We start from the raw sequence: 23,009 nt of genomic DNA, 5'->3' as shown, positions 1-23,009 counted from the left end.
AATTAAACTATTTCAAGTTACTTTTCCTGTATTCCATTGGGGTCATTTCGTATTTCTTTTTAAAACATTTCCCAAAATACTTCAGGTCCTGGAATCCTGTCATAAAAGCTATTTCTTTTATAAGCAGTTGACTGTCGGTAATCATTTGAGCAGCGCGTTTCAGGCGAAAATCTCTTACAAATTCAACAGGCGAAAACCCGGTTAAACCTTTTATTTTGTAAAACATAGTTGTTCTGTTTAAACCAATACTAGAGGCTAAATCCTCAACAGAAAACTCTCCGTTGTCCATGTTTCGCTCAATGATATGTATTATTTTTTCCATAATAGCCTCGTCCTGGTTGGTAATCAGGAAGGGCTTAGGTTTAAACTCTTTAAATTCGGCATTGTCTCCCCGGGTAAATATTTCATGTAACCTCTTTCGTTGGGTTAACAAATTTTCAATCCTTGCTTTAAAATAAGGAACACTAAACGGCTTGGTTATATAATCATCAGCACCATAGGTTAAGCCTTCCAGCTTGCTTTCGATATTTGCTTTTGCCGTTAATAATATGATTGGGATATGACTGGTTCTAATATCGTCCCTGAGTTTTTTAAGCAGATCGATGCCGTTTATTTTGGGCATCATAATGTCGCTAATAATAAAATCAGGACAATGTTCAACAGCAATATTAAAACCTGCAAATCCGTCTTCTGCGGCTAATATTTCATAGTCTTGTTCTAAAATGTTTTTAATAAAAGACCGTAGCTCATGATCATCTTCAACAATAAGTACCTTTACTTTACTGCTATTAGGGATCTTGATTTTTGTGGTTGCTTGATTTTTTGATACTTCGGAGTCGCTTTGATCAGCAGGATTTGTGTTTATGAATACTATATCGCCAGGAAAGTGGTTTTTCCCGGTTTTAAATTGTATTGAAAATACGCTTCCTTTGCCTGGTTGACTATTTACTGTTACCCTGGCTTTGTGCTTGTCTGCTTCCTCTTTAACTATGGATAGGCCAATCCCCGTGCTCGGTTTATTTTCATCTTCGCTAAAAGAAACAAAACGGGTAAATAGCTTGTTAATAACATCCTTTGAAATACCAATGCCCTGATCACTAACATTTATGGTTGTAGTTTTTTCATCAGAAAAAATGCTGACTGTAATTGATTTTCCCTGAGGAGTATATTTAAAAGCATTGGAAAGAAGGTTCATCACGATTTTTTCAAGGCTTTTATGGTCTGCCCAAATTTTTACACCTTCAGCGTGGTTTTCAAAATTAAAAGAAATATCCTGTTCATGGGCAATTTCAATAAAATCATTATATATTTCCTTGACAAAGGTTCCGATTTCAATTTCAGATACTTTCAATTTCATCTCCTGTACTTTTCTGAAATCAAGAATTTGGTTTACAAGTCGTAACATGCGCGATGAGCTTTGGGCTACGTAACTCAATTGGTTTTTTACGTTTTTAGGTGTGCGGGGATCATTAATCAGGTAATCAATAGGACCTGTAATCATGGTTAAAGGGGTTCGTATTTCATGAGAGATATCCGTAAAGAATTTTTGTCTTAAACGAGACATTTTTCTCTCCACATTAATATTTGATTTGAGTTTGTAAATGGTTATTAATGTGTAATTGGTGGTTAATAGAATAATTAACATGATGGAAATATAAAGAGCATAGGCCCAGTTTGTTTCCCAAAATGAAGGTAAAATGGTAATGGGTAATTCCCTTTGGTTATTCGACCACACACCCTGGCTATTGGTAGATTTGACCTTAAACAGGTAGTCTCCTTTAGGAACATTAGTATAAATAGCAGTTCTTTGTTTATCTACATAATTCCAGTAATTATCAAAACCCTCTAGTTTGTATGCATATTTTATGTTTGAAGGGTTGTCGTAATCCAGTGCAGCATAGTCAATATGAAAAAAGTTTTCTTGATGGGAAAACACTACGGGGTGGCCGTTGTCGACACCATTTAAAGTTGTGATTTGATTTTGAGATGAACCCCTTTTGTTGAATTTCCGAATACTCAATAATGAAATATATGGCGAATAATTGTTTGTTTTAATTTGGTCGGGAAAAAAATGAATGACACCGTTGCTATAGCCAAATAGCAGTTCTCCGGAATTGAGGCAATACCTTGTGGCTTCAGAAAAGTTTCTGCCGTGAATCTTGGTTTTTATTTCCGGAAATACTTCAATGTGCTCCTTGTCAGGATCAAACCTGCATATCTGAAAGTCCATGGTAATCCATAATTTCCCATTTAAATCCTCAACTAACGAGAGGATATTATTTGAAGGCAAACCGTCTTTCTTTGTGTAAGTTTTAAAGACTTCAGGATACCCCAAGTTATCAACAGAGTCAATACGTGTTATGCCTCCATAAGCTGTGGCAATAAATGCCTTTTTAGATTTTGATACACATATATCAATAACATCATTACTTCCTAATCCTTTGTTTGGTAATATCTGTTTATTATAAGTTTTCCAGCTTAAATTTTTACTGTTTATAGAGTCTGGATTAAAAATTAATAAACCATTCATGGATCCTGAGCACAGCAATCCTGAAGGGGTTTCATTTACACACCTGATTCTTCTTTTGCCAATATCTTTTATTTTAAATTTATTATGAATATTAATAAACTGGATGGAATCTTTATTGTTTAGGGCAAGATGAAGCCCGTCGAGAGTCCCAATCCATATACGTTTATTGCTATCTTCAAATATTGAGTATACCTGGTCATTGCTAAGGCTATGGATATTATTCGGATTGTGCTTGAAATGGGAAACCGAATAATTAAATAATTTTTTATTGGGCGTTAACTTATATACTCCATCTCCTCTTGTTGCAATCCATAGGTTTCCTTTTGAATCTTCAAAAAAATTGTAAGCCGGTTTTCCCCAATTTGAATTATCTGCCAGTTTACCATTGGATGAAAGCTGTCCGGTAAAGTTTAAGTCTTTATCAAAAACTAATATTTGGTTGTCTTTATTGGCAACAAGAATGTAATTGTTCTTTAGTTGGTATATGGCTCTGATGTTGCTGCTGATTTGGCTTTTTATTTTTAGGGTTTCAAAATTGTTTTTACTAAAAACTATTTTTCCCAATCCTGCAGCATAACTGTTAAACCATAAATTGTCCTGTTTGTCAAACAAGGCAACTCTGAAAGCATTTGAAAAGGCCATTTCGGGTTCTTTATATTCCGATTTTAAAGGAATAAGCTGATTGGATTCCTGATTATATAAAGAAAAGCCCCCATTAAGAGCTTGTACCCAAATTTGTCCTTTACTATTTGTTAGAACATAAGGGGTTGATTGTTTGGAAGAATTAGAATTGCCTGATCTTATTGCGGGAAAGAATGTGTTGTTGTTGTCATTAAAATTAAAAAGGTTTATGCCAGGTTTTGAGCTGTTGTAATACCAAAACTGATAGTCGTTTGTAATTGTTAAAGGATGTAGCTGCCTTATATTCAAATGAGGATATGTGGTAGAATTATAAACTTTAGTGTTCCGTGAATAACGGTGTATAGTACAAAATCCTTTGTTGTTTGTTACCGCTAATACGCTAAAGTTATTTAATGGCATTAGTTTAATTATATTTCCATCAATAGGCAGCTTTTGTATGCTGAATGATTTATTCGATTTGGAGTATTTGGCAATAATTCCGGAAATGCCACCGAACCATATTTCATCATCAAACTCCAGGTATTCGTAAAAAGGGGTGTTTTTTCCAGGTTCTTTGTCAAAAAAGTGAGCAGGAGTTTTAAAATTATTCTTTGGGAACATGGTAATCCCGTTGTTTGTCAATAACCACGTATTATTTTGCAGATCCTCGTGTACGTTGTATACACCTGTTGCATTTAAATTATTTTGAGACGAATTAAAATATCTTACTAAATAATCTTTACCCGAAACACAAATGCATCCTGCAGAGTCGGAAAGGAGCCAAACCATATCCGATTTTGTAGGTACAATACGTGATAAATTAAATTTTTCAATCAGTTTATCCTTATCCGTTTTTTTATCCCAAAACTTTTCAGTTTCCGGATCAAAGCAATTAATAATAGGTCCAAAAGCCCTTGATTCCATCCAGATTCTGCCCAGGCTGTCTTCTGTTATTTTACCTATTCTGTTGGTTTTTAATATTGTTGAGTCGTAAGCTTGAGGTATATATTGGTGAAATGTATAACCATCATACTTACATAAACCATTGAAGGTACTGATCCATATAAAACCCTTTTTATCTTGGATAATATCATTAATTAAATTATGGGGAAGCCCGTCTTCAACCAAATAATGATTTAGGGTAGAAACTACCTGGCCACTTGTTTTGACAAAGGATATGATGCAAACAAAAAGAATAATAGAGTATGTACTCAATATTTTCATGCGCTTTTTTTTTCATAAAAATAAGAGTTATTAATTAAACATAAATGATTGTTGGTATTATTGTAAATCGACCCTTCCCATGTTGTGAAATACCCCCTGTTCATGCGGTGAAATAGACTGTATATCAATTGTTCTGCATAATCACCTCCTGTCTGATATTTATACAAAAATACCCTTATTGCAGAATGACTACCTACATATTGCAATGTGCCATCCTATGTCTGGATAGATATTAAATAGGTTTGCTATAGTAATTTAAAAAATGCGATGGAACATATAAAGTTAATGATATTAGGTAGTGTTATATTACTGTTTAGTGTTAGTGTTTACTCACAGGAGTATATGCCGCTATGGAGCAATTATAACATGCCAAATTCCAGGGGAATGGAATTGCCCCGAATCGAAGAGCGTGAAAGAATAACACAGATTGATGTTCCGGGCATGTATTGTTATTTTACTTCGAAAGAAGAAAATACCGGTTCGGCCGTATTGATTTTTCCTCCGGGAGGATATCGTAAAGAAGCTTATAATATAGCCGGCATCCAGTTGGCAAAATGGTTTAATACGTTTGGGGTTAATGCTTTTGTTGTAATATACCGTTTGCCTACTTCCCCTGATTTAACAGATAGTGCATTTGGTCCTTTGACTGATGCCCAGAGAGCAATGAAGCGAGTTCGCTCTCATGCTGCCTTTTGGAATATAGATCCCGAAAGGATAGGTGTGATGGGATGTTCTGCAGGTGGTGGTTTGGTATCCAATTTATCCACCATACAAAATGATTATTCTTGTGTTGAGGACTCAATCGATCAATTCCCTTTTGTTCCTGATTTTCAGATTTCAATTTCAGGAGCCATCAGCATGCAACAAGATGCCCATGAGGGGAGCAGAAATGCATTGCTGGGAGAAAATCCAGATGAGAAAATGAAATCTTTATTCTCAGGAGAGCTGAATGTCGGAGTTCATACCCCTCCTGCTTTTATAGCCTGTGCTTCTGATGATCCGGTTGTAAACCCAATGAATAGCCTGCGTTACTATCAGGCATTGCAAGCTGTTGGCATATCATCTTGTTTACATATTTTTTCCAGGGGTAAGCATTCAATTGCATTGCGTAACAATCCGGGGGCTACCAATTTATGGTCTCACTTATGTGAAGCCTGGATGAACGAAATGGGATATTTAACAAGAAAAGAAGTTTTGTAATTCAAATATTGTTAATTTAAAAATCAAAAATCTATGAAAAATTATCTGTCAAAGAGATTCTTTGACTTGTGGAAGAATCAACAATTGAAATTTCTGGTCTTGATTTCAATTCTTATGTATTCCTCAATCATGTTTTCTCAAGGAGGAGAGAGAATTACGGTTACAGGGAAAGTTTCTGATGAAAATGGAATGGTAATTCCTGGTGTTACAATTGCCGTAAAAGGGTTAAATACTGGTACTATTACAGATGTAAATGGCGAATATATTTTAAATGATGTGCCTTCAAATGGGATATTTGTATTTTCTTTTATTGGTATGAAATCGCAGGAAATTAGTGTTGATAGAAGGAAAGTGATTAATACCGTTTTGAAAGATGAGTTTATTGGTTTAGAGGAAGTTGTTGCAGTAGGTTACGGTACAACTAAACGAAAAGACCTTACCGGGTCGGTAGCTTCAGTTAGTGCTGAGGCGTTAAGTGATATACCTGCTACATCTGCCATGCAAGCTATTTCAGGTCGTTTGGCCGGGGTTAATGTTACCGTAACAGAAGGTTCGCCTGACGCCGAAGTAAAAATACGTGTACGCGGTGGAGGATCTATTACCCAGGATAATTCGCCTTTATATATAGTTGATGGTTTTCAGGTTAGCAGCATTGGTGATATACCCCCGGGTGATATTGAGACTATTGATGTATTAAAAGATGCTTCTTCAACAGCTATTTATGGTGCCCAGGGTGCAAATGGGGTAATTTTAATTACTACTAAATCAGGTAAGGAAGGAAAAACAGAAATAAACATTAATTCATATGTTGGAATTAAAAAGGCATATAATTTAAATAATGTTTTGTCTCCCTATGAGTTTGTATACTATCAAAGGGAACTTGATCCAAGTACCAGTACCAATTCAGCATTTACCAATAGCTATGGTTTGTGGGAAGATATAGATATATACAAAGGAGTAGACGGTATTGATTGGCAAGATCAGCTGTACGGGAATACAGGTGTGCAAAAAAATCTTAGTGTTAGCTTAAATGGTGGTGATAAGGATTTTAAATATAATCTTAATTATACACGTGATGATGAAGATTTTATCATGTTGAATTCTGCCTATAAAAGAGATTACGTAACACTGAAGCTAAGCAAAAAGATCGGGAAAAAGCTATCATTTAATTTAACATCAAGATTGTCTAATACTACAATAGAAGGCCCTAGTGTATCAAGCGGGAAAAAACTGCGCGATGGTGTTAAGTATGCTCCGGTTCGAAGTTTGTCGTATTTGTCCGAAGATCAGTTGGTAGGGAATGAAGATGTAACATCGGCAGAGGCTTTGAGCTCGCTTAACGATCCTATTTTTAATACGGTTAATGAATATAAGGAGCAAAATAAATTCAGACAAACTTACAATGCCAGCTTATCGTGGGATATTATTAAAGGTTTGAGGTATACAACAAAAGGATCTTACGATTATGAGAAAAATTATACCGATAATATCTGGCTTAAAAAAACAGGCGAAGCCAGTTCTAATGGTGGCCAGCCGGTAGCTAAAAGAACCGATCAAAAGGGCTTTAGGTATTCTGTTCAAAATACGTTGACCTATGATTTTGACTTAAATAACAAGGTGCATAAATTCAAACTGTTGGCCGGGCAGGAGCTGTATAGTTCAGAAAGAAATGATATGGAAGTGATGTCAAAATTCTTCCCTTCAGATTTTTCGGCTGATGATGTATTGGCAATGTGGAATTACGGTACGGCATCTCCTACCTATACCACCATAAATGAGCCATCTCGTACCAATTCTTATTTTGGTCGGTTAAACTATAATCTGTACGATCGTTACCTTCTTACTTTAACGTTACGTGCCGATGGTAAAAATGTATTTGCACCTAATAATCGTTGGGGTTATTTTCCTGGAGCAGCCTTTGCATGGAGACTTTCGGATGAAGCTTTTATGGATGGTGTTAAAGGCTGGATGTCAAATGCAAAACTTCGTTTGAGTTATGGTGCGGTAGGTAATGCCCGCGTAGGTTCTTACTGGCGACAAGAGTATAGTTTTGAGGATAATTACAGAAACCTCTATTATATTAACGATGAGGCTCAAAGTGCTTTGGTTACTTCTTCGGTATTAAAAAATGAGGACTTAACCTGGGAAACAACCATTTCTTCTAATATAGGTCTGGATTTAGGATTTTTTGATCAAAGATTGTCAGTTAATATTGATGCCTACAAAACCGAAGTAAAGGATTTGATTCTTGGTGTAGCATTACCTTCTAATTCAGGATATGATAAGCAATACCAAAATGTGGGAAGTACCTCGAACCGAGGTATTGAAATTGCGGCTACCGGATATATTGTTGATAACAGCGATTTTAAACTTTCTGCCAGCTTTAATATTTCATTTAACAGGAATAAAATTGAAGAGCTGGATGGTTCTGATGAGTTAATAGCATCTTCGGGATGGGGACTTAATTTAGGTAGTGATGATTTCCGTGCTGTTGTTGGTCAGCCGGTTGGTGAAATGTATGGCTATGTTTCTGATGGTATGTACACTTTTGATGATTTTACTTTTAACGAAACTACGAATAAATGGGTGCTAAATGATGGAGTTGTTGATGCATCATCGGTATTTACCAATTCGGGTGATTACTTTGGTCCCGGACATATGAAACTTAAAAAGTTAAGTGGTGAGGGTACAGAGATTTCTCCGGATGAAGATAGAAAAGTGATAGGTCATGCCCAGCCAAAACATACCGGTGGATTTTCATTAAATGCTAGTTATAAGGGCTTTGATTTTGGAGCACAATTTAATTGGTCATATGGTAATGACATATATAATGCAAATAAAATTGATTTTACCTCATTTAGTGGTTCAAAAAGATATCAAAATTTGTTGTCGGTAATGAGTTTGGATAACCGTTTTACCACTATCGATCCGGCAACAGGTTACAATATTATGTTTGGAGAAAATGCCAATCCTGAGTTGTTGAAAGAGTTAAATAAAGATGCTAGAATATGGCATCCGAGATCTAATTCAACAGTTTTAACTGATTGGGCCATTGAAGATGGTTCATTCTTGAGATTGAGTAATTTAACTTTTGGTTATACACTGCCTAAAAGAATATCGGAGAAGGTTCTGATGAAAAAATTACGTGTATATGTAACTGCAAACAATTTAAAGTGTTGGACGAAATATACAGGTCAGGATCCTGAAGTTGATACTCGTCGTTCTACACCTCTGACTCCTGGAGTGGATTACTCAGCTTATCCAAAAGCAAAAACACTGTTGTTTGGTATTAATGTAACTTTTTAAGCGCTAGTAAAATGAAAAGAATAATATATTACTTATCAATATTTTTAACATTGGGAGTAGTTTCTTGCGAAGATGATTTTCTGGAAACAAGTTCTCCTTCAAAATTAAGTTCCGAAACAGTATATCAAACAGCTTCAATGGGCGAGGCTGCAGTTATGGGGCTTTATGGAAAAATGACCGACACATATATATATGGACAGAAACTGTCTGTAAACTGGCAGGGTGTTACCGATATAGAATCAAATCGTGAGTTTAACAATACAACTTATAACTCCACCTCAAGGGATGAGGGAGCCGGAAATTATTATGATGATCAGTATAATAGAACAACGCGATGGCAATCTCTTTTTGAAATGGCCGAACTGGCTTCTACAGCAGTAGATGGATTCCGAAACTCACCAATTTTAGAGAGTTCTGCATCTCAAATGAAACCCATGTTGGGTGAAGCGTTAACATTACGTGCAATGGTGTATTTTGAGTTGGTGCGTTATTGGGGCGATGTTCCCTTTAAAACAGAGTCTTCTAAATCTGACCTTTCAAATGTTTACATGAGCAAAACAAATCGCGATACTATTTACAAATATCTGGTCGCAGATTTACAAGAAGCAGTAGATTATGTACCATGGCTGGGTGAAAACACTGAATATGGAACTGCAGAACGTATATCTAAAGGATATGTAAAAGGATTATTGGCAAAAGTAGCCTTGTTTGCAGGTGGTTGGTCATTGCGCGATGGTAATTTATTTGAAAGCACAACTATTGAGCATCATCCAACTATCCCGGAAAGCGGTGGCTATTTTGTTGGTCGTGTTCAAAACTGGAAAGAGTATTATACCATAGCAGCACAACAATGCGCAGAGGTTATTGGAAGCGAAGATAATCCTCATCAGTTGGATCCTGACTATGAAGATATATGGAAAACAGTTTGTGCCCAACAACAAAATGCATCAAATGAAAACTTGTTTGAAGTGGCCTTTGGTATGGGTAACAATGGTGATATTGGGTCATTGATGGGATACAGTGTTTCCTCTAATACAAAATATGGAGCCCGTGGTTTTGGAGGTTCTTATGTGACTTCAACAGCTTATTATTTTTATTCTTTCGATCGTGAAGATACCCGCCGTGATGTTACTTTGACATGGAGGAATTACTCTAAAGATAATATTGAGGAATTATCAAACAATCCGCTCGGTGTAACTTTTGCCAAATGGCGTATATACTGGACTTCAGATGCTTATTTGGCCTTGCATAAAACAGCTAATAGCCGTATTGCTACAGGTATCAACTGGATATTAATGCGTTATTCTGATATTTATTTAATGTTTGCCGAAGCAGAATATGCTTTAAACGGATCTGATAACGTGAATGCAACAGCAAAAATGTCTGCTCGCCAGGCATTGGAAAAAGTACGTGAAAGAGCTTTTGGGGCAGGTTCTTCTAAAATTCAACAATACGATGCCGATTTCTTTGAGGCTATAGTTAACGAACGAGCATGGGAGTTTGGGTGTGAGTCTATTCGCAAACAGGATTTAGTGCGTTGGGGATTATTGTATGATAAGATAGAAGATATGAAAAAAGCCATATGTTTGATGCTGGATCATACGCAACAGGTACAAATATTTGATAAAACGTATCAACCTTCTGATTTTCCTGAAACCGTATATTATAGATATGAAGATGACGAGTATATTGATCCTTCTTCTATAAATTATTATGAGGAGTTGGGGGCTAGTCCTGGTGTCGATTACGAGTCTGTGGACTGGTTTCCTAAAAGAGCAGCCAAGCCCGAAGAGGGATCAAGTACATATTATATCGATTGGCCTGTAAAAACATTATTAGCAGGTACAGGGATGTATGCTAATTATGACTACTCAAGTTTCCTTGGTACATTAACTTATGGCGATGAAATTGCAACCAGCTTGTCGCAATATTCAATGGGTAATAACATTTGTAATTACAGGCATTTTTATGCTATTTATTACGAAGATATTTATGAATCAAAAGGGAAATTGACAAATTCTTATGGTTATTAAATAATGTTTTGTTTAATCAATTTGTTTATTAAAAATGAAGAAATTAATATATATACTTAGTATTTCTCTTCTTTCGGTTATTTGGGTTAGTTGTGAGGATGATTACAACAACTGGGAGATAGAAGAGGGGCATGACAGACTTTTTAAATCTTTGCTTTTTGAAGTCTCGGGCATTGAGTCAACATCCGTTGAATTGAAATTCACGCAGTCCGTATCTGCTACCAAATATGTTTTTGAATTTAGTGAAGATAGTCTGGAATTTCTTGATATAATAAGGACTGTTGAAATGGATGCAGATACTTTGACTCCATTTTCATCTTCATCAACAATTACTAAAAACGAATTCAGGGAAACTATCATTGATTTGGATGGAACAACCGGGTATTCTGTAAGGATGAAAAGTGTGGATGAAACAAGTGGAAAGGAATCTAACTGGTGTGAACTATACTTTGAAACTCCGGCCGAGCAAATATTTACAGGATATACACCTACTCCAACATCAATAGCTTTATCATGGACGGTTTCAGATAGGGTTACAAATTTGAGTTTGTTTGATATCAATAATGAGTTGGTTAGTAATTTTGAGTTAACTGATGATCAAAAGGCAGCTGGGAATTTACTGATTGAGGGACTGAGTATGGGTACAAACTATATTGCTCAAATGTTTAATGCAGATAAGGTACGGGGTACACTTAATGTGGTAACAAGCGGTATTGCCGATGGTTATTTATACCAGGTTTTGGATACAGATAATGCAGAGTCGATTGCTGAAGCATTGCAGGATCTTGTAGCAGGTGGAAATACTAATATTAACGTGGAATTTGCTGCCGGAGAATCTTATGATATTAGCGGAAAAATTATCATCCCTACGGGTGTGAATAATATTGCCTTTGTTGGTTCTGAGAATGCCAGTGGTGTCAAAACATCTCTGCAAAATGCTTATTTTACAGTAGAAAGTGCTGTAAACAATATCAATCTTCAATACCTTACAACTACATCAGGTGGCAACTTCCTTATTGATATTGATAGTAGTGATAAAAGTGCTTTTGATATCAGGATAGATGGATGTAATGTGTCTGAAATCAACTCAATTGTTAGGCTGCGTAGTGGTGGTTCAGCAAATAGTATTGTGGTTAATAACTGTATGATTTCAGAAACCGGTGGATGGGGTATGTTAAATGTGGGCTCAGGATCCGTAATTGGGTCTATTGATGTTACCAATTGTACATTAACCGAAATCAGTACTCGTTTTGCAGATATTCGCGTTTCTACAGATATTACATTTAGCAATATTACTTTATGCAATATTAACAGATCAATGAGCCATTTCTGGCGGTTTGATAATAATAATCCTACCAATGTTACTATTGAGGATTGTATTTTCAGTGGGCCAAACGGAGGCGTGGAATTGAACGACACCTATGGTACTTATAGTAATATTACCATATATTATACAGGTAGTTACAAAACCAATGATTTATTGATCAAAGACCGTCCGTTAACGGGAATTACAGAATTACCACTAAGTATGGAGGGATTATTTGTTGACCCGGTTAATGGTGATTTCCATATTCAGGAGGATGCTGGTTTTGCTGGTACAGGAGTGGCAGGAGATAAAAGATGGTTTAATTAAATAGTCTTTGCAAGAAAACTCCTGTTTTATAGTGAACCCTACCGCTCACCCCTATATCCTCCCGAACTTTTATTCGGGAGAGTTAGAGGGTGCGGGTTGGGATAAAATAGAGTTTTCTTGCAAGCACTAAATAGTAAAATTTTTAGGGCATAGGTTTAGGTTAAGATAATTCTATATCTTTTTTTACGAGTCCGCGGTTATCTATAATTATTAAAAAATGAAAAATATTTTGTATTGCTTGGTTATTCTTACGTTTAGCATGCTAATTTCTTTAGGATGCGAAAAGGATGAGAAATGGGCCAATAGTCCGGTTACATCAGAATCTGATGATGATACTAAAGGAGGAAACAATAACGCCGTGGTGGAAGATCCATATGCTTTCCCTGGTGCTGAAGGTGGGGGAATGAATGCTACTGGGGGGCGCGGAGGTGATGTTTATAAGGTAACATCTGTTGAAGATACAAATACACCCGGAACTTTACGTTATGCAATTAATCAGGAAGGTGCAAGAATAGTGGTTTTTGATGTTGCCGGCACCATTCATTTAAAGTCTTCTTTGTCAATAGATAATAACAATATTACCATTGCAGGTCAAACAGCACCGGGTGAAGGTGTTACCCTGGCAGATTTCCCGGTTACGGTTAATGCAGATAATGTAATAATACGTTTTATCCGTTTCAGAATGGGCGATAAAAAAGTTTTTGATGCAGGGGTGGCTGATGGTGCAGATGCTTTGGGGGGACGTCAGCACAATAATATTATTGTCGACCATTGTTCTGTTAGCTGGTGTACTGATGAATGTTGTTCTTTTTACGATAATGAAAACTTCACGCTTCAATGGTCTATTATTTCCGAAAGTTTAAGGCTTTCAAAACACTCTAAAGGCCCTCATGGCTATGGGGCTATTTGGGGAGGTGTAAATGCATCTTTTCATCATAACTTAATGGCTCATCACGATAGTCGTACGCCAAGATTTGGACCGGGAGCAGTACATGCAGGTACCGATAGGGTTGATGTTCGAAATAATGTATTCTATAACTGGAATGGCAATGGATGTTATGGTGGTGAAGCCATGCACATAAATATTGTTAATAATTATTATAAACCAGGACCTGGCACGGCCGATAAAGTGGCCAGTCGTATTATGCAGATTGATGTAAGCGGTACTGGTGGTTATTTTGAAGAAATTATTGGAGTCTGGGGGCGTTATTTTATTTCCGGAAATGTTTTCCCTTATAGCAGTGGTGTTACAGCAAATAACTGGACAGGGATTAATATTTATCAAAAAGATGGCTTTACCGAAGGTACGGAAGCACTTTTGAGGTTGTATACAGATGTTGAAACGGATGCTGTTACTACTCATGATGCAGAAACTGCTTACGAAAAAGTATTGGCTTATGCTGGAAGTTCACTGGTGCGCGATGCGGTTGATAATCGCATTGTAAATGAAGTAACTAATGGAACGGCGGCCTATAAGGGACTTAATGAACACAATGGTTATGGTACCGATTTTCCCGGTTCGGATGTAAACTGGAAAAGCACCAATTATCCAAGGTTTGGAATTATAGATAGTCAGGATGATACTAAGCCTGAAGGAGCCGGTGATGATTGGAGTGCCTGGCCTGATCTGGATGCAGGAACGCCTTTGGTGGATACTGATAATGATGGTATGCCTGATCAATGGGAAACAGATAATGGACTTGATCCCAAAGTGAAAGATCATAAAGGAAGGAATTTAAGTACAGCGTATGATAATATTGAGGTTTATATAAATAGTTTAGTGTCAGATATTACTGATGCAATGAAGTAAGGGGTAAAACAAAATTTGATATATGATACGTATAATAGCAGGCTGTTTGATTTTATTATTTGTACAGTGTGAATCGGGTAAAAAGAAAGAAAAGAGCCAAATAAGTTATTCAGTGCAACTTGCAGAAGCAGTGATGCAGAATAACCCAAAAGCATGGATGACGGATTTTCGAAGTAAACCTCGTTGGGGATATGTTGAAGGGTTGGTTTGTCAGGCACTTATTAATGTGTCTGAGCAAAAGGAGTCTCCAAAATACTACAATTATGTAAAAGATACTTATGTTGATGTTTTGATTGACTCAGCGGGTTATATATCAGGATACAAAAAAGAAAGTTTTAAGTTGGATGATATTAACTCAGGCAAAATTCTTTTTCCCTTTTATGCTAAAACTAATGACGAGCGGTATCGTGCCGCAATAGAAATACTTAGGGATCAGATAACTGATCAGCCCCGAATTGAAGAGGGAGGTTTCTGGCACAAACAGGTTTACACCAATCAAATGTGGTTAGATGGCCTTTATATGGGGCTTCCTTTTTACGCCCAATATGCAACCATGTATGGAGACACTTTAGGCTTAAATGATATAACAAGCCAATTGTTGTTGGTGAAAAAACATTTAAAGGATGGTGCAACAGGACTTTATTATCATGGCTGGGATGCATCAAAGAAAGTGTATTGGGCTGATCCGGATACTGGATTGTCTGAAAATTTTTGGGGAAGAGGTGTAGGCTGGCTTTATATGGCATTAGTAGATGTATTGGATTTCATACCAAAGAATCATAAAGATTATAATGAATTAGTTTTAATGTTTCAGGATCTGACAGATGCAATCATACAGTTTCAACAGGAAGATTCCGGCTTGTGGTGGCAGGTGATGGATTGTCCGGACAGAGAAGGGAACTATCAGGAAGCAACAGCATCATGTATGTTTGCCTATGGAATATTTAAGGGGATTCAAAACGGATTATTAAGCAATAGGTATTTGGCCTTTGCAAAAAAAGCCTATCATGGTATCTTTAAAAATCTGGTACAGAAAGATCAAAATGGAAACCTGGAAATAATTGATTGTTGCGCAGGAGCCGGGTTAGGGCCTGCTGATAATCCGGTAAGAGATGGTTCTTATGAATATTATATAAAAGAAAAAATCAGGTCAAATGATGGAAAAGCTATTGGGCCACTGATTATGACCTGCTTATTGGTGGAGAATAATCCAGATTGGAAAGTGGAAGAGTAATGAAAGAAAAATTAAACATATGAATTTAAAAATGAAATCAAGAGTATTATCACTATTGTTGTTGATGATATTTGTGGGAGTAGCTAATGTATTAGCTCAGGAAAAATCTAATTATGTTTCTGAAGTATGGGTAGCCGATCAGGGTGATGGCACCTATAAAAACCCTATTTTGTATACAGATTACTCCGATCCGGATGTTTGTAGGGCTGGTGATGATTATTATATGACATCATCTAGCTTTAATTGTATTCCCGGACTGCAAATCTTACACTCAAAAGATTTGGTAAACTGGGAACTGATTGGAGCAGCAATTCCTTATGGTTTACCTCCTGCTGACGTGTTTTCACAACATCAGCATGGTAATGGAGTTTGGGCTCCATCAATTCGCTATCATAACAACGAATTCTATATTTTTTATGGAGATCCGGATTATGGTGTTTACATGACAAAGGCGAAAGATCCTGCCGGCCCCTGGGCTCCGTTAACATTAGTAAAAGAAGGAAAAGGCTTAATAGATGCTTGTCCGTTATGGGATGAGGATGGTCGTGTTTACCTTGTTCATGGAGTGGCAGGAAGTAGGGCATCTTTTAAAAGTGTATTATTGGTTTGTGAGCTAAATAAAGATGCCTCAAAAGCAATATCCGAAAGTGTTATAGTTTTCGATGGCCATGGCAAACATCCAACTATCGAAGGTCCTAAATTTTATAAAAAGGATGGTTATTACTATATTTTTGCTCCGGGCGGTGGGGTGCCCACAGGATGGCAAATCGTAATGAGATCTAAAAATGTTTACGGTCCTTACGAAGACAAAATTGTATTAGCTAAAGGTAAAACAGAAATTAACGGACCGCATCAGGGAGGATGGGTTAATACTCCAATAGGAGAAGACTGGTTTATTCATTTTCAGGATGTAGGAGCCATAGGTCGAATTGTTCATTTACAACCAATGACATGGAAAGATGGATGGCCGCTAATGGGTATTGATAAGGATAATGATGGCTGTGGCGATCCTGTTCTATCCTATAAAAAACCCAATGTTGGTAAAACTTATCCGATAATGACTCCTGAAGAAAGTGATGAATTTAACGATTCTAAAACAGGATACCAGTGGCAATGGCACGGAAACAGTTCTCCTTTCTGGGTTTTTAATGATGCCGCTAATGGCAATATGCGTCTTTACTCGGTACTAACTCCTGAAGATTATAAAAGCCTATGGGATGTTCCTAATTTATTACTTCAAAAGATTCCTGCACCCGAATTTACAGCTACGGTTAAAATGACATTTCATCCCAATCCTGAAAATGAGGGGGAGCGTGCCGGGTTTGTAATTATGGGGCGCGACTATGGTGTTGTGGCTTTAGAGGATACTAAAGATGGAATTGTTCTTTCTCAGGGTTTTTGTAAGGGTGCCGATAAAGGTAACAGCGAGATTATGAATGAGAAAGTAACCATTAAAAACAGCAAGCCTGTTTATTTAAGAGTTACCATGCAAGGTGAAAACGATTGTCAGTTTAGCTATAGTTTTAATGGTAAGAAGTTTATAAATATTGGTCAGGCGTTTAAGGCTCGCGAAGGTCAATGGATTGGTGCTAAGATGGGATTATTTATAAATCGTCATAAATATCATAAGGATAGCGGTTGGATTGATGTGGATTGGTTTAGAGTAACTAAATAATAATAGAAAATGAAGAATTTGTCAAAGAATATATACACTCTGGTATTAATAATAAGTTTAGTAGGAGGTGTTTCATGTAATGCTGTAAAAAAATCAGAACCGAAAGACTTAGCATTGGATTTGCCTTTTGAAATGCCAAATGTTGTAGTTCCTGAATTTAAAACTGATACATTTAATATTGTAAATTATGGAGCTGTTTCAAATGGGAAGTTTTTGAACACAGAAGTGATTAACTCAACAATAGATTTATGCTCAAAAAATAATGGAGGTGTTGTTCTTATTCCTAAGGGTGTTTGGTTAACCGGACCAATTGTTTTAAAAAATGATGTAAATCTTCATTTAGAAGGTGGAGCTTTGCTGCAATTTAGTGGAGATCGTAATCTATATCCGCTTTTAGATAATTTTTATGAAGGGAAAAAAAATCCCAGATGTCAAAACCCTGTGTCAGGTAAAAATCTAAAGAATATTGCCATTACCGGAAAGGGAGTTATTGATGGGGCAGGAGGTGCCTGGAGACAAATAAAAAAAGGTAAGTTAACTGAAGGACAATGGAAAGAAGTTGTTGCCGGAGGGGGTTTTGTTTATAACGAAAAAACTTGGTATCCCTCAGAATCTTATTACAACGGGGAGCAATTAGTGCGTTCGGGAAAAGTGGATTATGACAATGTAGATGCTCTTCAACCCTATAAAGATTTTTTCAGGCCTCAATTGATAAACCTGACTCAATGTGAAAACGTACTTCTTGATGGCCCTACTTTTCAAAATTCTCCGTCGTGGAATATTCATCCCTTGCAGTGTAAAAATATTACAGTCAGGAATATTAATGTTCGTAATCCCTGGTTTGCTCAAAATGGTGATGGAATAGATTTAGAATCATGTAAATATGGAATTATTGAGGACTGTAATTTTGATGTGGGCGACGATGCTATTTGTATAAAATCAGGAAAAGATAAGCAAGGTCGTGATATCGGTGTTCCTACCGAGTATATTATTGTTCGTAACTGTGTTGTTTATCATGGGCACGGAGGCTTTGTTATTGGTAGTGAAATGTCTGGAGGAGTAAAAAATATGTATGTTGAAAATTGTACCTTCCTGGGAACTGATTGCGGTCTGCGTTTTAAGAGTACACGAGGCAGGGGAGGTGTTGTTGAAAATATTTACGTCAAAGGTGTTCGTATGACCAATATCCCTACAGATGCTATTCGTTTTAACCTGTATTATGGTGGAAAAATTAAAGAAGATGAAAACGGAAATATTATAGGAATCACCACAGAACCGATTACCGAAGAAACCCCTTGTTTTAGAAATTTTGTTTTTGAAGATATTGAATGTTATGATGTTGAAAAAGCAATCACAATCAATGGAATCCCTGAAATGCCCGTTCAGAATATTAAAATTAAAAACAGTAAAATAGTATCTAACGAAGGTATTTTACTAAGATATGCAAAAGGAATTGAAATAGAAGGCTTAAGCCTGGATGTAAAAAAGCCTGAATCCATTATTGTTCAGAATAGTGAAGATGTTAAGTTTGTTAATAGCAAGGTGGATGATATTGATCAGCATAGGGTTGTTGTTAAAGGTGAGTCAACAGGTAACGTTTATTTTGACTTTAAAAATGTATCCAATCCCAAAAAGTATGTGAAGGTTATTGGTACTCCTGAAAATAATGTGCAGTTTAAATAATATTTTGTAATTACATAAAAATGTAAGTTTATAGTTTGTAAAGAGTAGTTCTGTTGAGCTACTCTTTTTTTTGATATATAAGCAAATCTTTAAAATATAGAAACAAGCATTTCTTTAGAGTTATGAGTCACAATTTGGGTGCAATACTGCGATGGCTTAAACTTGTTAATGGTAGTTTAAGTTGGTTAATGTTCATGTATATTGTTAGTTGCAATATAGCCCTATTGTAATTGTAAAATGAAATACCTATCGGCAATTTTTGCGATTTACATTTGGTGTGAAAACAAAAGTTTTTACGCAACTAAATGATTTATCTATGAAAAAAGTTTACATTTTACTTTGGGGATTAATGCTTGCCATAATCCAAAGTTATGGGGCATCCATAAATGTTAGTCCTGCCACAATAGAGGCAGTAATAGGAAATGCCATGGATGGTGATGTCTTAATACTGGAAGCGGGCACATATTCATCCGGTATAAATTTTCAAAGTGATAAAGTTTTAACTTTAAAAGCTGCAGGTGATGCAGTAATAACCCAGCAAATTTCGATGGGAGATGCCCTTACAAACTGTGGTTTAAAGTTTGATGGAGTTATTATTGACAGGGGATCTGATTATTTTATAAGTGGTAATATAGGAGATATTACAGAGCTTGGCTTTTATAATGTAATAATTAAAAATGTTAACCGTTGTTTTTTAAGGACCGGGAACGATGGTTATAGTATCGGGTCTATCGTATTTGATAATTGTATAATAAAAGATTGTGGCAATAATGGTTGGAACTTTATTTATACAAAGCATATTGTTAATTCTATAAGCGTTACTAATACCACACTGTATAACTACTTAAACGGAGAAAGTTTCTTCTATCCACAAACCACAGACAGCAGTAATGATTTCACTTTTACATTTACTAATAATACTGTGTATAAATGGGGTAAAGATAGTAGCCGTGCTTTATGTAATGTTCGAAACCTTTATAGTACGAATTCAAATTATATTTTTTCGGATAATATTATTGCAGAGGCGGGAGCCACAACTTTACCTAATATAATTGTTGCGACTGGGGGAACATTATCTGCCGAGAACAATCTTGTGGTTAACTATGGAAGTTACAATATTTCAAGTGGTACATCATCTGTTAATGATAATTCGCTTGAAACTTTAGGTTTGTCCGAAATAGGATTTGTAAATGCTGATGGTGGTGATTTTACAATATTATCAACATCTCCTATTGCTACAGCAAGTAAAACCGGGGGTATAATTGGAGATTCACGTTGGTTAAAACAATTAACAAATGTAGTAGAGCTAACTGTATTGTTATCAGATGAGGCAGCAGGAGAGGTTTCTCCAACTTCCGGGACTTATAATGAAGGGGATGAGATTACATTGGCGGCAACTAATAATTTTGGTTATGAATTTGTTGAATGGCAGAATGGTAATACAGGAACTGTGTTGTCATCTGAAAACCCTTATACGTTCATTATTGATGGAGATATAAGTATAAAAGCAGTTTATAACGCAAAAACTACCTATTCGTTTAATGTTGAAGTTAGTGGCAGTAACTGGGGCGAGGTTTCATTAAGTCCGGAACCTACAGAAGGTAAGTATGAGGATGGAACAATTGTAACTATGACAGCAGTGTCTAATACTGTAGCTAACTTTTTAAACTGGGAAGATTACACAACTGAATTGAGCCGTACGGTATTGGTTAATGAGGACAAAAATTATACAGCAAGTTTTGATGAGGTACCGTTTATTGTGGGTTGGGACTTTGCTGAAAAAGATCCTACAAGTGACAGGTCTGCTGATTATTTTTCTGCAACGGATAATACCGGTATGTTCAGCGTTGTAAAAAATGATGGATCAACAACCGGTTGGTTAGCTCGTACTTCCAGTTCATTTTCACCAGGTTATGCATGTGCTCAGTTTTGGGCATCAACATCTGAATTTGCAACTCCAAGAGCGTATCAAACCTCGTTTTCAACCGTTGGATATGAAAATGTACAGGTTAACTCTATGCTTTCTGGTTCGTACCACGGATATTCGGTAATGACTATTCAATATTCGTTAGATGGTACCACCTATACTCAATTAGGAACTGTGGATCTTACCTCAGTATGGGGGATATCATGGGCTGATCTAAATGTTACTTTACCGGATGATGCAGAGGGGCAGGCAAAGGTGTATGTGAGATGGATTGCAGACACTTCGAGCCCGGAAATTGGGAATGCTGTTGATGTTGATGGAACAGCCATAACAAATGTTTTTGTGTTTGCAGATAAAGTTGTTGTAAACGACATAACTGCTCCCTCATTAATATCTACTGTACCTGCAGAAGGTGCCACAAATGCTTCTGCCAATGGTTCAATAGTATTAACCTTTGATGAGTCTATGATGGCCGGAACGGGTAGCTGTACTCTTGGCTCAACGGTACTTTCTCCAAGTTTTGGATCTAAAACTGTAACGTTTAGTTACACAAAACTTGATTATAATACAGAATATACTTTTACAGTGCAGGATGGAGCTCTGACCGATAAATCAGGGAATGCATATAGTGGTTTAACATTAACATTTAAAACAATGAATCGCCCTCAGCCAATTGCACGATTGTATGATGCAGTTGTGGCAAAAGATGGAAGTGGAGACTATACAACAATCCAGGAGGCCATTGATGGAGCACCTTCAAATCAAACATCTCCATGGTTGATTTTTGTTAAAAAGGGAACATATAATGAATTGGTCCGCATTTCTGAAGATAAACCATATATGTATTTAATAGGTCAGGATAAAGAAAATACCATTATTTCTTTTGCTATTTGCTGCAGTGCAAGTTCAACATATAGTGATTGGGATTATAGAAAAGAACTGTGGGGAATGAGTGATTGTGCTGTTGTGGTTGTTTCTGCAAGCAATTTTTATGCTGAAAATATTTCATTTGTTAATAATTATGGTGTCGATTTTCAGAATGGCCCAATGGCTTTAGCTATGCGATCAAACAATGATCGTTTTACTTTCAATAATTGTAATTTCAAATCCTTTCAGGATACATGGTATACAACCAATGGTTTAAATGATCGACATTATGCATACAATTGTTATATCGAAGGTGCAGTTGATTATATTTATGGTTCCGGAGATGTATTTATTGATCAATGTACGTTGTATAATATGCGGAGTGGATCTGTTATTGTAGCACCAGCACATGTCAACGGAACCAAATACGGTTATGTTTTTAATAGCTGCACTATTGATGGAAATGAAGGTGCGGCAGATGGAAATTTGAAATTAGGGCGTCCCTGGCATAATGAACCAATTGCAGTTTATCTTAACACAAAGATGAATATTTTACCAGCTGTAGAAGGTTGGACAAATATGGGAGTAATCCCCAAATTGTTTGCCGAATATAATAGTATGGATTCTAATGGAAACGCAATTGATTTGTCGAATAGAAAAACTACTTATACCGAAAGTGAAGGAGAAGGTGGTGAAACAGTTTCTGGTTTACAAGCTGTGTTATCTCAGGAAGAAGCAGCTCAATATACATATGATAATGTATTAAGTGGTAATGATAGCTGGAATCCCCGGATGTACTTTGAACCGGTAGAAAAACCTACAGGATTGTCTATAAATAATAATATTTTAGATTGGAATTTGTCGGATTATGCTATTTGTTATATCGTTTTTCGTGATGGAGAGGTTATTGGATTTACAACAGAACCTTCTTATACAGATCTTGATGCTGAATCAGGTGCAAGTTATACTTATAGTGTTTGTGCGGCAAATGAATATGGTAGCTTGAGTGAGTTGTCTGAAGAAATTACTAACGATGTGAGTTTGTCGGTAAGTGATTTTAATGAGGCTCAGGTGTTTGTCAATATATATGATTCTGTGCTTCATATTGATAATTTAAAAGGAGCATCAGTTATATCTGTTTATTCTCTAAGTGGGAATTTGATTTCTATCGAGAAAACAACGGATAGAAGTTATTCAAAGAAACTTGATATACACGGTTTGTATATTGTTAAGGTGAATAGTGAAGTATTTAAAGTGTCTTTTTAG

10 protein-coding genes are annotated in these 23,009 nt (G+C 36.3%); 9 read left to right on the top strand and 1 reads right to left on the bottom strand.

What is annotated here, in order from left to right; translation table 11 throughout:
• Positions 1–7: 7 nt before the first annotated feature.
• Positions 8–4,375, bottom strand: a complete 4,368-nt coding sequence (locus OM075_RS16015) for a hybrid sensor histidine kinase/response regulator transcription factor (RefSeq protein WP_301191546.1) — start codon at positions 4,373–4,375, stop codon at positions 8–10.
• 267 nt (positions 4,376–4,642) lie between these two features.
• Here OM075_RS16015 and OM075_RS16010 point away from each other — a divergent pair, with 267 nt between their 5' ends.
• The 9 genes from OM075_RS16010 to OM075_RS15970 all read left to right on the top strand — a co-directional run bounded on the left by OM075_RS16010 (position 4,643) and on the right by OM075_RS15970 (position 23,009).
• Positions 4,643–5,575 carry an alpha/beta hydrolase gene (locus OM075_RS16010; RefSeq protein ID WP_301191545.1) on the top strand — a complete coding sequence of 311 codons (933 nt, stop codon included), beginning with the start codon at positions 4,643–4,645 and terminating at the stop codon, positions 5,573–5,575.
• A gap of 33 nt (positions 5,576–5,608) precedes the next feature.
• Positions 5,609–8,881: a SusC/RagA family TonB-linked outer membrane protein gene (locus OM075_RS16005; RefSeq protein WP_301191544.1), complete on the top strand. Its 3,273-nt coding sequence runs from the start codon at positions 5,609–5,611 to the stop codon at positions 8,879–8,881.
• An 11-nt stretch (positions 8,882–8,892) separates the two neighbouring features.
• Positions 8,893–10,914 carry a RagB/SusD family nutrient uptake outer membrane protein gene (locus OM075_RS16000; RefSeq protein WP_301191543.1) on the top strand — a complete coding sequence of 674 codons (2,022 nt, stop codon included), beginning with the start codon at positions 8,893–8,895 and terminating at the stop codon, positions 10,912–10,914.
• Between the two features lie 34 nt (positions 10,915–10,948).
• On the top strand, positions 10,949–12,547 hold the full coding sequence (locus tag OM075_RS15995; protein WP_301191542.1) for a DUF5123 domain-containing protein: 1,599 nt from the start codon (positions 10,949–10,951) through the stop codon (positions 12,545–12,547).
• A 217-nt stretch (positions 12,548–12,764) separates the two neighbouring features.
• Positions 12,765–14,357 carry a pectate lyase family protein gene (locus tag OM075_RS15990; protein WP_301191541.1) on the top strand — a complete coding sequence of 531 codons (1,593 nt, stop codon included), beginning with the start codon at positions 12,765–12,767 and terminating at the stop codon, positions 14,355–14,357.
• Between the two features lie 22 nt (positions 14,358–14,379).
• On the top strand, positions 14,380–15,591 hold the full coding sequence (locus OM075_RS15985; protein WP_301191540.1) for a glycoside hydrolase family 88/105 protein: 1,212 nt from the start codon (positions 14,380–14,382) through the stop codon (positions 15,589–15,591).
• 31 nt (positions 15,592–15,622) lie between these two features.
• Entirely contained in the window at positions 15,623–17,266 is a 1,644-nt protein-coding gene (locus OM075_RS15980) for a glycoside hydrolase family 43 protein (protein WP_301191539.1), read from the top strand.
• 9 nt (positions 17,267–17,275) lie between these two features.
• Positions 17,276–18,949: a glycoside hydrolase family 28 protein gene (locus OM075_RS15975; protein WP_301191538.1), complete on the top strand. Its 1,674-nt coding sequence runs from the start codon at positions 17,276–17,278 to the stop codon at positions 18,947–18,949.
• Between the two features lie 316 nt (positions 18,950–19,265).
• Positions 19,266–23,009, top strand: a complete 3,744-nt coding sequence (locus OM075_RS15970) for a pectinesterase family protein (protein WP_301191537.1) — start codon at positions 19,266–19,268, stop codon at positions 23,007–23,009.

It is taken from the genome of Plebeiibacterium sediminum (genome assembly GCF_026013605.1).
Taxonomy (GTDB): Bacteria; Bacteroidota; Bacteroidia; order Bacteroidales; family Marinilabiliaceae; genus Saccharicrinis; species Saccharicrinis sediminus.
The sequence above is the reverse complement of the archived record's forward strand: the minus strand, read 5'-3'. Positions and strand labels throughout refer to the sequence as shown.

Bases quoted from the DNA above. Each gene is read 5' to 3' on its own strand.
- OM075_RS16005 (WP_301191544.1), top strand. From the start codon at position 5,609: ATGAAAAATTATCTGTCAAAGAGATTCTTTGACTTGTGGAAGAATCAA.
- OM075_RS16000 (WP_301191543.1), top strand. From the start codon at position 8,893: ATGAAAAGAATAATATATTACTTATCAATATTTTTAACATTGGGAGTA.
- OM075_RS15995 (WP_301191542.1), top strand. From the start codon at position 10,949: ATGAAGAAATTAATATATATACTTAGTATTTCTCTTCTTTCGGTTATT.
- OM075_RS16010 (WP_301191545.1), top strand. From the start codon at position 4,643: ATGGAACATATAAAGTTAATGATATTAGGTAGTGTTATATTACTGTTT.
- OM075_RS16015 (WP_301191546.1), bottom strand. From the start codon at position 4,375: ATGAAAATATTGAGTACATACTCTATTATTCTTTTTGTTTGCATCATA.
- OM075_RS15985 (WP_301191540.1), top strand. From the start codon at position 14,380: ATGATACGTATAATAGCAGGCTGTTTGATTTTATTATTTGTACAGTGT.
- OM075_RS15990 (WP_301191541.1), top strand. From the start codon at position 12,765: ATGAAAAATATTTTGTATTGCTTGGTTATTCTTACGTTTAGCATGCTA.
- OM075_RS15980 (WP_301191539.1), top strand. From the start codon at position 15,623: ATGAAATCAAGAGTATTATCACTATTGTTGTTGATGATATTTGTGGGA.
- OM075_RS15975 (WP_301191538.1), top strand. From the start codon at position 17,276: ATGAAGAATTTGTCAAAGAATATATACACTCTGGTATTAATAATAAGT.
- OM075_RS15970 (WP_301191537.1), top strand. From the start codon at position 19,266: ATGAAAAAAGTTTACATTTTACTTTGGGGATTAATGCTTGCCATAATC.